This is a genomic window from Peribacillus sp. Hz7 (assembly GCF_042136355.1).
Lineage (GTDB): Bacteria > Bacillota > Bacilli > Bacillales > DSM-1321 > Peribacillus > Peribacillus asahii_A.
The window spans coordinates 1-14232 of the sequence record NZ_JBHHJV010000016.1 but is presented as its reverse complement, the minus strand read 5'-3'; the positions used below and the strand labels follow the sequence as shown (position 1 = coordinate 14232).

The following is a 14232-nucleotide window of genomic DNA, read 5'->3' as shown; positions in this document are numbered from 1 at the left end:
TGTATGCTAGCTGAGCTTCTTAATCCATATTACTTACAAATAGGTTCATTTATTTTAATCAATATTATTTTAGCGATCAGCATATATGTCACGCTGTCTTCTGGACAATTATCCCTTGGAAGTGCCGGCTTTATGGGAATTGGAGCTTACACATCAGCTCTAGTAACAATCAATTTCGATCTTCCGATTATAGTAGGAGTTATTGTAGCTTCCTTAGTAGCGGGTATTTGTGGAATCATTGTTGGTCTTCCTTCATTACGATTAAGCGGCGTATATTTGGCGATTGCCACTCTAGGTTTTGGAGAAGTTATGCGTGTATTTTTTGTGAACTGGGAATCTGTTACAAAAGGTTCTGTTGGCCTTTCTGGAATTCCCCATATTGGAAGGGAACTGCTAAATCTATTCAGAGATGCTGGATTAGATCCAAGTAGTATTGGCTTGAGAAATAACCAATTTGTTTATTTACTCGTCTTAATTCTACTATTATTAATCACTATTTTTATTATTTGGTTTTTTGTTAGACAGAATAATTCACGTGTTGGCCGTGCTTTCGCCGCTATTAAAATGGATGAAAAAGCTGCAGAAGCCATGGGAATTAATATTACGTATTATAAAGTGCTATCCTTTACACAAGGAGCTGTTGTAGCTGGTTTTGCAGGATCGTTATTTGCCCATGTATTAGCTTATATTAGCCCGGCTGACTTTGCTTATCATCGTGCAGTTGAAATACTGATTTTTGCTGTTTTTGGTGGCAGTGAAGTAATTTTAGGAGCCATTTTTGGTGCAACGTTTATGACGCTGTTGCCGGAGGCACTTCGTGTGATTAGCGAATATCGTTATATGATTTATGGTTTAATCTTAATCTTCATGATGGCATTCCGCCCTCAAGGGATTATTACTGAAAACATGGTTCAGTGGTTGAAAAAGAAATTTTCATCGAAAAGGGGGAAGAGTCATGGTTCTAGAAATTAAAAATATTACTAAAAACTTTGGCGGAATCTCTGCTTTAACCGATGTGTCATTTCAGCTAAAAGAAGGAGAAATACATGGTTTAATAGGTCCCAATGGAGCAGGGAAAACGACGATGTTTAACCTTATTACTAATATGTTCCCGCCAACTACGGGAGAAATTATCTTTTCCAATGAAACAATAACAGGAATTAAACCACATAAGATCACGGATAAAGGGATTTGCCGTACTTTTCAAAACATTCGTCTATTTTCTCAAATGACAACGTTGGAAAATGTAATGGTTGGTGCACATTCTCGTAGTAAAGCTGGTGTGTTTAGCGGTGTGTTTCGTCCTAAATCGCAACGTACAGAAGAAAGGAAAATACGAGAAAAAGCAATAGAGCTTTTGGATTTAGTGGGATTATCAGATTTCCATGACGTTGTATCAGAAAACTTATCCTATGGTCAGCAAAGACGATTAGAAATTGCTAGAGCATTAGCGAGTGATCCGAAGCTATTATTACTAGATGAACCTGCAGCTGGTATGAATGAAACGGAAACAGCAAGCTTATTCGATTTAATTAAACAGGTTCAAGTAAGAGGAATTTCGGTTTTAATTATTGAACACGATATGCCTCTAGTTATGAAGCTATGTGATCATATTACTGTGTTGAACTTCGGTAAGAAACTAGCAGAGGGAACACCTGAGGAAATTCAAAACAACCCTGCCGTGATTGAAGCCTACCTTGGATCCGAGGAGGATGATGAAATTGCTTAAAGTAACGAAGATTGAAACTTTTTATGATAAAATTCAGGCGTTAAAAGAGGTTAGTCTTGAAGTGGAGCAAGGTCAAATTGTCACGATTTTAGGGGCAAATGGGGCCGGCAAAACGACGACTATGAAAACGATTGCTGGTTTATTAAAACCTAAAAAAGGGAAAGTAGAGTTTTTAGGTGAAGATATCACAGGATTAAGACCCGATCAGCTTTTGAAAAAAGGAATTGCTCTTGTTCCAGAAGGTAGAGCTATACTATCTTCTATGACCGTGTATGAAAATTTAGAAATGGGCGCTTATCAACGTAATGATAAGGAAGTCGAGCAAGATATTGAACATGTAATGAGCCGCTTTCCAATTTTGAAAGAAAGAAAGACCCAGCTAGCTGGAACCCTTTCAGGTGGCCAGCAGCAAATGCTTGCTATTGCTCGAGCCCTTCTTTCAAAACCAAAATTATTATTACTAGACGAGCCTTCAATGGGGCTGGCACCTTTAATCGTGGCTGACATTTTCAAAATTATTACAGAAATTAAAAATGGAGGAACAACGGTTCTTCTTGTTGAACAAAATGCAAAACAAGCACTGAAGATTGCCGATTATGGATACGTTTTGGAAACGGGTAAAGTTATTATTAGTGGAAATGCTAAAGACTTACTAGAAGATTCTAGAGTGGTTGAAGCGTATCTTGGGAAAAAATCGAGTTAAGAATGAATAATACCATCTAGGGAGCTTAAAGGCTCCCTTTTAGTTTGAATACACAGATGTCCATATCATCGATTTATTTAAAATCTGATGTGGCTGGAGAGAACTTTACAAAAGGTATGCTATTTAATATAGCTTTCTAAATAATAGGTTTAAAGAATTAGTTATCTCTCTAGAGTTGAAAAACTAGTCTTTCTTCCTAGTATTCTTATAGGCGGATTGATATAATTTACGATGATAAAGGATAAGCATCGTAGGAGGGTATTATGAGAATTAAGACCAGGCTTATAAGTGTGATTGTTTTATTAGTTTTGTCTTTACTGGCTGTTGGAGTTATAGCTATTACGTCTTTACATAAAAATGTAGATGAAAACGAAGATATGGATCGTCTTTCAGAAATGCAATATATATCGAAGCAAATTGAGTTTCGGATGGCGGGACAGTCCAATGATGAGAGAGCCTTACTGCTTACAAAAGATGAAACGTATGCTCAACAAATGCAGGAAAAATCAGATGAGATTTTTCTTCATTTAGAACGATTAAGTCAACTCGCTCCAGTGTCTGATCAAACATTAGTTGCTGAAATTACGCAAAATTATGAAAAATATTGGGCTGTTAGTCAACAGGTCATAGAAACAATAAAAGATGATCCTGAAAAGGCGAATACACTTCATTTTGAAGAAGGTCGTCAGTTACGTAAAGAAATTTTAGATCCATCTTTTGAGCGTTATATTGAAAAGTTGGATACAGAGATAGTTGAAGCAAGAAAGCAGTTAAAATCAGACTCCAGTCTTAGACAGACATTATTAGTCGTGATTGCAGGGATAGCGACTATAGTAGGAATAGTATTCGGAATTCATTTAATTAAAGCTATTTTGGTTCCATTACATAAGCTGAAAGAGCAAATGAATGATATTTCTGAAGGAGAAGGGGATTTAACGAAGACTATTGAGGTGAAGAATCAGGATGAATTTGGTGAAGTGGCACAATCATTTAATGCATTTGTTGTTTCATTAAGAGAGATGATTTCTCGTATTAGTGTTTCATCCGAACAAGCAGCTTCTTCATCCGAACAGTTTTTAGCTAGTGCGGAGCAGACAACGGCATCAGCTGATCAAATTGCAGACTCTCTTCAACAAATTTCAATGAATATGAATCATCAGAACAAAATTTTAGATGAGAGCTCATTAGCCGTAAAGGAATCGTTAGATGGAATATTAAACATCGCTACGAGTGCAGCAAATGTTTCGAGCGCTGCTGAAGTCGTTAGCATGAAAGCGGATAGTGGCGAGAAAAGTGTAGAAAAGATTGTAGATTCTATGGAGTTTATTCATCAGTCAGTCGATCAAGCTGATCAAAGTGTCCGTTCTTTAGCGGAGGATGTGTTAAAAATTAATCACATTACAGAGATCATTAATGATATTGCGAATCAAACGAATTTATTAGCATTGAATGCAGCGATTGAAGCGGCAAGAGCCGGAGAGCATGGAAAAGGCTTTTCCGTTGTAGCGGAGGAAGTGCGCAAATTAGCAGATCAATCGAGTCAATCGGCTAATCAAATTCGGGAGCTGATTGATCATATACAAGTGGAGACGAAAAATACTGTGAATACAATTGTTGTTGTGAAAGATAATGTAAATACGGGAAATGACTTGACGAAAGAAACAGCGGTACAATTTAAGGAAATATTAGACTCGATTTCTAGTGTATCGACGCAAATTCAACAAATTGCAGCGACGACGGAACATCTAGGTACAAGTTTTGAATCCGTTTCTCAAAGAGTGGAAGACGTCTTATCATTATCTGAGGTTATTTCAGAAAATACGAGTGAAATTACAGCGACAACAGAAGAACAATTAGCGACAATGCAAGAAATCCAAGCAGCGGCTCAGTCTTTAACGGTTATATCAGAATCTCTTTATGAGCTAGTTCATCGATTTAAGATGTAATCATGAAAGTGTCAGCTGTGAAACTAAATTTGTAGATTATCCAATATAGGATTAAGATATGGATAAGAACATATTCAGAGATTCACAAAGGAGGGACTCATTATGACCAATCATGTTGACGAACAAGAAGTTATTAATAAGATGCAAAGGTCGGAGAAACACTATTCAGATGATAAGTTTTGGGATAAATTAAAGAAGTTTGGCAAAAAAGCCGGGTCGTCTGTTGTTTATGCTGTCTTACTTTTGTATTACACGTTACAAAAGCCTGAAGTTCCAAAAAAAGCAAAAGCGGTCATTATCGGGGCATTAGGATATTTTATTCTTCCGGTAGACTTACTTCCAGATATGATGTTAGGAATCGGATTTACAGATGATTTAGGTGCATTAGGTGTGGCGCTATTTCAAGTAGCGATGTATATCGATGATGAGATTAAAGATAAGGCGAAAACAAAGCTTGCAGACTGGTTTGGTCAAGACGTAGATACCGCTGATATTGATGAGAAAATAGGAAGATAAAGAGTACCAGATAAGTTCCAAATGATTTGGAGCTTATCTGGTACTTTTGTTTGTTCAAAAATTCACCGCATAAAATTTGTTTTCTGGCAAATACTATAATGACTATTAATGATAGGGGGAAAAAAGAGAATGGATGCCAATCGTGTAAAGCAAATACTCTCTTCTTCAGCAGATATTGAAGTTCAATATAATGGAGTATCTGTGTGGATTGATAAATTGCATGAAGATGGAAAGACGGCTACTGTTGAATTAAGAGGGCCTTTAGAAGAAAGATCCGAAGTAGATATTTCTGAGCTTCAGGAATTTTAATATCAAAACAACCACTCTAAATTTAGAGTGGTTGTTTTGATTTATGAGTCTCAGTATATTTTTTTACCGTACAACATTTAATCCTTCAATTAACCTCTTTAATCTGTTCTTATCCTTCGTTAAGAATTAATTTTTGACAATTAGTGAAAGATTGAAAGAGTTTCTACAAAGAGTAAGATCTATATTTTAATTTATGTGATATTAATCGAATGATTTTCAGTTATCCTTATTGCGTGGCATAATTTTTTTCGGAAATTTATCCAAAAACTTTTCAACAAAATTCGTCAATTATCGTCAATTTTCTATTTTGCCCCTATCTTTTCTAAGAGTTCTTCATATTTTTCTATCACTTCAGGTGTTTGGTTAATGACTGCAAAACTTTCTGTCATGCATTGCCCACAATTGCCCAGACAGTAATCTTCTTCAATCGTTATTTTTGGGTTTTTTTCCGCCATTTCCTTGATTTCATAGGATCCATTGATATAATTTGATGTGCAAAATTTGACTATACATGCCATAATTTTTCCTCCCTTTTTAGCTGATTGAAGCTAATTGTATTCGGAAAAATCTGTAAATGCAAACGCATACACCAAAGTGAAAACGCTTTAACACGGTGACGCTTTGTAGTTTTTTGGTTTTAATGGAAGTTTTTGCGTAATAATATTTTTCACTTTATAATGGCGATATTGTTACAAAATTCCGAACGTTTTTAATCGGAAAAATAGTGAAAATGATAAAACAAAGGGAGGATACATTATGAAAAAACAAACTGGGGTAGAAAAGAATGTACTAGAAAAGGAATTTTTCTCTATAAAGGATATTGATTATATTGAGTTTTACGTTGGCAACGCTAAACAAACAACTTTTTATTTATGCAACGGATATGGTTTTCGTCCCCTTGCTTATTCAGGATTAGAAACAGGTCAAAGAGACAAAGTTTCTTATGTTCTTCAACAAAAAAACATCCGTTTTGTTGTAACTGGTGCTCTTCAATCCGATCATCCGATTGCCGAGTTTGTAAAACTGCATGGTGATGGTGTAAAAGATGTCGCTTTACGTGTGGATAATGTTGAAGACGCTTACAAAGAAGCGGTTTCACGCGGTGGTATTCCAATCATGGAACCTCAAGTGTTGGAAGATGAAAATGGATCAGTTAAAAAAGCAATTATCGGAACATACGGTGATACTATTCACACACTGATTGAAAGAAATGATTATAAGGGTGAATTTTTACCAGGATATCAAAAAGCAGATTTTGATTTTCCTGCTGCTGAAACAGGATTAATTGGAGTGGACCATATTGTTGGGAATGTAGAACATATGGAAGAATGGGTTTCCTACTACGAAAAGGTAATGGGCTTTAAACAAATGATTCACTTTGATGATGAAGACATCAGCACTGAATACTCTGCCCTTATGTCAAAAGTTATGCATAACGGTGGAAGAATTAAATTCCCTATTAACGAGCCAGCGAATAGTAAACGCAAGTCCCAAATCGAGGAATATCTTGATTATTATAACGGAGCAGGGGTTCAACATGTTGCCGTACTAACGAATGATATCGTTACAACGGTAAATGCATTAAAGGCCAACGGGGTGGAATTCCTTGATACTCCTGACAGCTACTACGATATGCTGACAGAACGAGTAGGCGAAATTGATGAAAGTATTGAGAAATTACGTGAGCTAAAAATCCTTGTAGACCGTGATGATGAAGGATACCTATTGCAGATTTTCACAAAACCAATTATGGATCGTCCAACTTTATTTTTTGAAATCATTCAGAGAAAAGGATCTCGAGGTTTTGGAGAAGGAAACTTTAAAGCATTATTCGAATCTATCGAAAGAGAACAAGAACGCAGAGGGAATTTGTAAGATCTTATTATGAACCGATAAAGGGGAGAATCATATGAAATTAGATGATAGAATAGATAATTTTAATCAAAATACTAGTCTATATCCCTTTTTGAATCAGTTAATCGATTATGCAGGGATTTTCCCACCAACAAGTCTTACTCTAGATGAAGCAATTCGTAACTATGCTTCCTATCAGTTAGACAAGGATTCATGGATGCTTGGACCATTTATCGTCCAGGCATCCCGTTTAGATGAACTGGATCCATATATTACTTTGTTTTCAAACGAACGGCCTTTAACGATTTCGGCAGTGGGAACGAAAACTAGTAATCCAACAGAATATCATAAAAGTTTGCTTGATGATTTGAAAAAAATTGATTTATTTCGGGAGCGCCATGGTCAGGTTGTACAAATAACTACTTTAGAAATGCCATTACTTCCTAATATACCAGACTTAAATCTATTAAATACAATCTCTAAAGAAACAGTGAAACTTGGATTACAAACTTACTGTGAGGTTCCTGCACCTTTAAATGCTGAGTGGGAAAAAACATTACATAAATCTTTAGATGTTATTGCTGCCCATAATAGCGAAAGTTCAGTGACTTTAGGATTTAAACTCCGTACTGGCGGCGTAACAGCTGATGCTTTTCTAAATCCGAGACAGGTAGCATTGGCAATAAAAGGATGCTGTGACCGGAATCTTGCAATGAAATTCACGGCTGGATTACATCATCCAATTCGAATGTATCGAGAAGAGATTGGCGCAAAAATGCATGGGTTCATCAATGTATTTGTAGCAGGAATGTTGACCCATCTTCATCATCTTGATTTACCAACGATAGAGAAGATACTCGCTGATGAAGAGGTAAGCAACTTTACTTTTCATCCGAATGAAATTTCTTGGTGTGGTTTAAAAATGACCAGTAACGAAATAAAAAATCTTCGCGACTCAGTATTACGTTCATATGGATGTTGTAGTTTCGATGAACCACGCGAAGATATGAAAGCATTGGATATTTTGTAATATGAGGAGGATACAAATGACTCATTCGTTCATTGAAGTTAAAGCAGATTCCCATTTCCCAATTCAGAATCTTCCTTATGGAGTATTCCAACCTAAAAATGGAGGATCTCCTCGTGTTGGTGTAGCGATAGGAGATTTCGTCTTAGATCTTTCGGTTATAGAAGATGCGGGACTTTTAAACATCCCAGAATTACAGGGAAAAGAAGTTTTTAAACAATCCACCCTTAATGCATTTATGACGACGAACCGGAAAGTATGGAGCACAGTTCGTACAAGCCTTCAAAAACTATTAAGTTCTGATGAACCAACTCTTCGGGACAATTCTGCCCTTCGCAATCAAGCATTTTATCAACAAAAGGATGTTGAAATGCTTTTGCCTGTAGCAATTGGTGATTACACAGATTTTTATGCTTCAAAAGAACATGCGATGAATGTAGGGGTCATGTTTCGGGGGAAAGAGAATGCATTAATGCCGAACTGGTTGAATCTACCGGTTGGATATCATGGACGTGCTAGCTCAATCGTATCAAGTGGTACAGATGTACGTCGACCACTTGGGCAAATGAAAACGCCAGAAAGTGATACTCCTGTATTTGGGCCTTCCCTCCGCTTTGATTTTGAATTAGAAATGGGATGGTTTATCGGCGCTGGTAACGATCTTGGAAAATCGATTCCGGTTGATGAAGCGGAGGATCATATCTTTGGTCTCGTGCTTGTAAATGATTGGAGTGCACGTGATATTCAAGCTTGGGAGTATCAACCACTAGGACCTTTCCTAGGCAAAAACTTTGCTACCTCGATCTCACCTTGGGTTGTACCACTAGAGGCGCTAGAGCCTTTCCGAGTAGATGGGCCTAAACCAGAAGTGGAGCAACTCCCATATTTACAACAATCCGGAAAAGGATCCTTTGATATTCAATTAGAAGTACATCTCCGTGGAGAAAGGATGGATTCACCGCAGCGTATTTGTCAAAGTAACTTCCGCCACCTCTACTGGAGTATGGCTCAGCAAATCGCTCATCATACGGTAGGTGGTTGTAATTTACGTACAGGGGACTTGCTAGCTTCGGGAACTATTAGTGGATCAACACCTGAATCACGAGGCAGCTTATTGGAATTAACATGGGGAGGATCTGAACCCATTCAAATGAATAATGGTGAACAGCGAAATTGGTTAGAAGATGGCGATGAATTGACCCTAACTGCATGGTGTCAAGGAGATGGCTATCGCATCGGATTTGGTGAAGTGACTGGATGTATTCTCCCCGCACTAGAATACTCTACAGTTCAGAAATAACCCTTTTTTCTACTAATCTATCATCCAGGAGGAATCGTTATGCCATTTTACAAAAAACTAGGAAACATTCCAAGAAAGAGACATACTGCTTTTCGAAAAGAAGACGAGTCTCTTTATCGTGAGCAAGTCATGGGTACAAAAGGGTTCTCTGGTATGCAATCCATTCTTTATCATCATGATGCTCCTACAGAAATTGTTAAATCTGAATTATATGCAGACTGTCATCTTGAATACGAGGAACAAAAAGATTTATGTCACCGTCATTTTCAAACAGATTTTGAATCCAATCTTGGCGATGCCGTTAGCGGGAGACAGTTCATTCTTGGTAACGATGACTTGCTAATCGGAGTAGCGAAAACAACTAAAAGTATGGACTATTACTACAGGAATAGCGACGGGGATGAACTACTTTTTGTTCACTATGGTACTGGGAAAGTAGAAAGCATGTTTGGAACTATTCACTATGAACCAGGGGACTATATTGTTATTCCGGTTGGAACTATTTATAGAGTAGTACCTAATATTAATGAAGAAACTAAGCTTCTAGTGATTGAAACGACCAGCTGGATTACAACACCGAAACGTTATCGAAATGAGCATGGCCAACTTCTTGAACATAGCCCATTCTGTGAAAGGGATATTTTTGGGCCGGAAAAACTTGAAACTTTTTCGGAAAAGGGAAGTTTTGAAGTAAGAACAAAATCAAGAGGATTCCTTCATTCTCATTTTCTAAGCCACCATCCAATGAATGTTGAAGGATGGGATGGATATTTATATCCATGGAAAATTAATATTAGAGATTTCGAGCCAATAACAGGCAGAATTCATATGCCACCACCAATTCATCAAATGTTTGAAGGACATAATTTTGTTATTTGTTCTTTTGTTCCTAGACTATATGACTATCATCCTGATGCGATCCCAGCACCTTACTATCATAGCAATGTGGATAGTGATGAAGTTCTCTATTATGTAGAGGGGAATTTTATGAGTCGAAAAGGAATAAATGAAGGTTCAATCACTCTACATCCTTCTGGTATTCCTCATGGTCCGCACCCTGGAACCATTGAAGCAAGTATAGGCAAAAAGGAAACATTGGAATTAGCGGTTATGATTGACACATTCAAACCTTTAAAAGTAGTAAATCAGACCAATATTTTGGAAGACTCCAATTATAAATATAGTTGGGCCCCGAAATAAGTTTCATTCTTTAATTCTGTTAGGCATGAATACTTTCCTTTTTGCCACCCAATAGAAATGGGTGATAAAAAGGAAAGCAAAAAAATAATCAATAGAGAATAGAAGTTGCAATGCAAATAAATTTGTTTTATTGCAAACGCTTGCCTTCGAAAGAAGACATTGTAGTCTTTAAGGTATCAGTCCTCATTACAGAAGATAAAGGAGAAGATGCATGAAAAAACCTTCATTTCTAGCCTCGATAGTGGTTGTGCTAAGTGTTATTACTTTATTAGCTATAAGTATTCTTTATTATGGTGTTGCACCTCATATTCCGATTGTCGCAGCAACGATTTTCGTTACCTGTTATGGCCTTATATTGGGTCATAAATGGAAAGATCTAGAGAATGCCATGGCAAAAGGGATTTTTTACGGAATCCCATCCATCTTAATTCTCTGTTTAATTGGAATGTTAATAGGGGTATGGGTTCTAAATGGAACAGTCCCAACAATTACTTATTATGGTTTACACATCTTATCTCCTGAATTTTTCTTAATGTCAACATTATTGATCTGTTCAATTGTCTCAGTTTTCTGTGGAAGTTCATGGAGTGCTATTGGTACTATCGGGGTTTCTTTAATGGGAATTGCGTACGCTTTAGACATTTCTCCAGCAATGACAGCTGGTGCCATTGTCTCTGGAGCTATTTTTGGAGATAAAATCTCTCCACTTTCAGATACTACTAATCTTTCATCAGCAACAGCAAAGGTAAATATTTTTGAACATATTAAACATATGCTATGGACAACAATTCCGAGTTATATCATTACATTGGTTGCATTTACTGCAATTGGATTATTTCTGGATAAGGGCAGTGTAGATAGTAAACAAATCGAAACAATTACTAATGTTCTAAATGACGAATTCATGATTACACCCATCACACTACTTTCGCCACTGTTAATCATTATTCTGGCTGTAAAACGTGTGAGTCCTATTCCAGCACTTGTGATCGGTTTAATCGTAGCGGTTTTAACCACTTTCTATACTGTTCCAAATATCGCGATTGAGACCATTATAGGAACAGCACATAATGGTTATGTTGCAGAAACAGGTGTAGAAGCGATTGATAGTTTACTTTCTCTTGGTGGGTTAAGCAGTATGTTATTTGGGGTTTCACTCATTTTAATATCACTTGCCTTTGGAGGAATCATCCAAAAAATTGGGCTTCCCGAGTCCATTATTGGGGGAATTCAAAAAATGTTGAAAAGCAGGGGAAATGTTATCACAGCAACCGTTTTCTCTTGCCTTGGCATTAACCTAACTGTCGGTGAACAGTATCTATCCATCATTTTACCTGGGCAGTTATTTGAATCAGCTTATAAAAAGGTAAAACTCCATCCAAAAAATTTATCTAGAACGTTGGAAGATGCAGGGACAATCATCCATCCAATGGTCCCATGGGGAGTAACAGGTGCCTTTATTATGTCCACCTTAAATATAGGCATGGAATATGTTCCTTATGTCTTTATTAGTATGATTACGCCGGTTGTTGCGATTATCTATGGCTATACCGGAATTGGTTTGGCACCTTTGCAAGAAGAGGAAATAGAACCAATTGAAAATACGATTGAAGTAACAAGAAATGTAATGGAAGGTTAATAACTTACCAACTTACTAGGAGGAAATTAAAATGACATTAACATTACCAACTGAAAATATAACTATGCAATCAACAGGTTCATTCGACATGTTTACTAAAATTCAAGGCCATGAACAAGTAGTATTCTGTAATGATCCGGTGACAGGATTGAAAGCCATTATTGCGATTCATGATACTACCCTTGGACCAGCATTAGGCGGTACGAGAATGAGACCTTATCACACATTTGAAGAAGCTTTAGAAGATGCTTTACGCTTATCAAAAGGGATGACATACAAAAATGCTGCGGCTGATAATGATTTCGGTGGAGGTAAGGGTGTTATTATTGGGGATCCACTGAAGGACAAAACTCCAGAATTATTCCGTGCATATGGACAATTTATTGATTCCTTACATGGTCGATTTTATACAGGAACGGACATGGGGACCGTCCTAGACGATTTCGTTCATGCACACAAAGAAACAAACTGTATTGCCGGTTTACCAGAAGAGTACGGTGGTGGTGGTGAAACATCAATTCCAACAGCTCTTGGAATTTTATACAGTATTCAGGCAGTTTCCAATACATTATGGGGCCACGAAAATTTAACTGGAAAAAGATTTGCCATTCAAGGATTAGGTAAAGTTGGTTTTAAAGTAGCGGAACATTTACTAGAACATGGGGCTGATTTATATGTTACAGATGTTTCCGACGAAGCAGTACAAACATTAGTAGAAAAAGCAAAACAAATGGGCGGAAAAGCAATCGCTGTCAAGGGTAATGAAATTTATGGAACGGATGCGGATATATTTGTTCCATGTGCCATTGGGGGCATTATCAATGATCAAACCATTGATCAACTAAAAGTACAAGGAATTGCGGGTGCGGCAAATAACCAACTTCTTCACGAAAGCCATGCTAAAGTTTTAAAAGAAAGAGGAATTCTCTATGCACCTGATTATATTGTAAATAGCGGCGGTGTTATCCAAGTAGCGGATGAATTATATGGACCGAATAAGAGTCGAGTATTAAGTAAAACGAAAAATATTTATCGTTCCGTTCTTGAGGTTCTACAACAATCAGAAAACGAAAATATTACAACTGTAGAAGCAGCAAACTTGATGTGCGAAAACAGACTGAATGTAAGAAAGACAAGAGATAGCTTCTTCTCTCCAAATAAACGTCCAAAGTGGCAAATCCGTCATTAATCAAATCCATTGTCAATGGGGATATAAAGTGAAACTTCCATCAGTAGGGATCTTACTGCCCTAAGTGTGGGATAAAAATTCTAAGAAGAGTAGTGATTGCTACTCTTCTTTTGTGCGTTTGGTTGCTTATCGGACTAACGGGTGGACACACTACTTGATGGCGTAAGTGATAGTGGACAGGGCAGTGCATGTCTATGAGGAATCGTGCGGAGGGCTGACAGCAAATCTCGGAAAGACTCTACATCATTAGCTGTTCCTTGAGGAGCTTTACCTAAATTATATCGTGTCATAAAATGTATCATATTATTGTAGAGATACAACCTGGTGATATGACAGAATTAGAATTAATTTCTCATAGCGGCGAAGAATGTGGGTACGTATTACAGGGGCTAAAAAACAGCTTCTTTAAATATAGTTAAACTTGCTCAATTTTATTTTTCATTGAGCAAGTTTTTTTGAATTATAGACATTGAACTGTTGGTAAGCTTATCGTAAAATATAAATAGGATCATTTGTTCGTATAGAAGGAGGTGAAAATAGTGAGTTTGGTATTTAATCGTAAGATTGAAATGTTTTTTAAAAAAGAAGATGAACATTCATTGGACGGCCAAAGCAAAATCTGCAATTGGTTGTATAATCAACTCGTACAAGCTGCGAGAGACGATTATGAAAAAGGGTCTCCTTTAGAGCTATTAAGAGGTAGAAATTTACGTGATTATGCAACTAATATGAAAGAAAGTCATCCGTTCCTTCGGACGGTTCATTCGTCTCCGTTAAAGAATACGGCTTTACGTTTAAAAGACGCATATGACCGTTTTTT

At 37.0% G+C, this 14232-nt stretch carries 13 protein-coding genes and 1 pseudogene; 13 read left to right on the top strand and 1 reads right to left on the bottom strand.

Going from position 1 to position 14232, the window contains the following annotated elements; genetic code table 11:
- The first annotated feature begins 3 nt into the window (after positions 1-3).
- From ACE199_RS17580 to ACE199_RS17555, 6 genes are all read left to right on the top strand, one after another.
- Entirely contained in the window at positions 4-972 is a 969-nt protein-coding gene (locus ACE199_RS17580; RefSeq protein ID WP_252291481.1) for a branched-chain amino acid ABC transporter permease, read from the top strand.
- Positions 956-1729 carry an ABC transporter ATP-binding protein gene (locus tag ACE199_RS17575; RefSeq protein WP_252282649.1) on the top strand — a complete coding sequence of 258 codons (774 nt, stop codon included), beginning with the start codon at positions 956-958 and terminating at the stop codon, positions 1727-1729. Before ACE199_RS17580 ends, ACE199_RS17575 begins: the two co-directional genes overlap by 17 nt.
- The gene (locus ACE199_RS17570) at positions 1722-2432 is read left to right on the top strand and encodes an ABC transporter ATP-binding protein (protein WP_375350970.1); all 711 of its coding nucleotides are present in this window, start codon (positions 1722-1724) and stop codon (positions 2430-2432) included. The genes ACE199_RS17575 and ACE199_RS17570 overlap by 8 nt, the downstream gene beginning before the upstream one ends.
- 263 nt (positions 2433-2695) lie before the next feature.
- Positions 2696-4378 carry a methyl-accepting chemotaxis protein gene (locus ACE199_RS17565; protein ID WP_375350969.1) on the top strand — a complete coding sequence of 561 codons (1683 nt, stop codon included), beginning with the start codon at positions 2696-2698 and terminating at the stop codon, positions 4376-4378.
- A gap of 102 nt (positions 4379-4480) precedes the next feature.
- Positions 4481-4894: a YkvA family protein gene (locus ACE199_RS17560; RefSeq protein ID WP_375350968.1), complete on the top strand. Its 414-nt coding sequence runs from the start codon at positions 4481-4483 to the stop codon at positions 4892-4894.
- A 129-nt stretch (positions 4895-5023) separates the two neighbouring features.
- Entirely contained in the window at positions 5024-5203 is a 180-nt protein-coding gene (locus ACE199_RS17555) for a small, acid-soluble spore protein, H family (protein WP_375350967.1), read from the top strand.
- A gap of 302 nt (positions 5204-5505) precedes the next feature.
- On the opposite strand, the gene ACE199_RS17550 is transcribed toward ACE199_RS17555, so the two are convergent.
- A complete protein-coding gene (locus ACE199_RS17550) occupies positions 5506-5721 on the bottom strand; it encodes a DUF1450 domain-containing protein (RefSeq protein WP_375350966.1) in 216 nt (71 codons plus the stop codon).
- 238 nt (positions 5722-5959) lie between these two features.
- On the opposite strand from ACE199_RS17550, the gene hppD reads away from it, so the two are divergent.
- From hppD to ACE199_RS17515, 7 genes and pseudogenes are all read left to right on the top strand, one after another.
- Positions 5960-7078: a 4-hydroxyphenylpyruvate dioxygenase gene (gene hppD / locus ACE199_RS17545; RefSeq protein WP_375350965.1), complete on the top strand. Its 1119-nt coding sequence runs from the start codon at positions 5960-5962 to the stop codon at positions 7076-7078.
- Between the two features lie 34 nt (positions 7079-7112).
- Positions 7113-8087, top strand: coding sequence for a hypothetical protein (locus tag ACE199_RS17540; protein WP_375350964.1), 975 nt, complete (start codon positions 7113-7115; stop codon positions 8085-8087).
- A gap of 16 nt (positions 8088-8103) precedes the next feature.
- Positions 8104-9384, top strand: coding sequence for a fumarylacetoacetase (gene fahA, locus ACE199_RS17535; RefSeq protein WP_375350963.1), 1281 nt, complete (start codon positions 8104-8106; stop codon positions 9382-9384).
- Between the two features lie 39 nt (positions 9385-9423).
- The gene (locus tag ACE199_RS17530; RefSeq protein WP_127761832.1) at positions 9424-10584 is read left to right on the top strand and encodes a homogentisate 1,2-dioxygenase; all 1161 of its coding nucleotides are present in this window, start codon (positions 9424-9426) and stop codon (positions 10582-10584) included.
- Between the two features lie 211 nt (positions 10585-10795).
- Entirely contained in the window at positions 10796-12223 is a 1428-nt protein-coding gene (nhaC, locus tag ACE199_RS17525) for a Na+/H+ antiporter NhaC (RefSeq protein ID WP_375350962.1), read from the top strand.
- A gap of 31 nt (positions 12224-12254) precedes the next feature.
- Positions 12255-13412 (top strand): Leu/Phe/Val dehydrogenase, encoded by a 1158-nt coding sequence (locus ACE199_RS17520; protein ID WP_375350961.1) that lies wholly within the window; start codon positions 12255-12257, stop codon positions 13410-13412.
- A 539-nt stretch (positions 13413-13951) separates the two neighbouring features.
- A pseudogene (locus ACE199_RS17515) lies at positions 13952-14232 on the top strand (hypothetical protein); the annotation flags it as partial.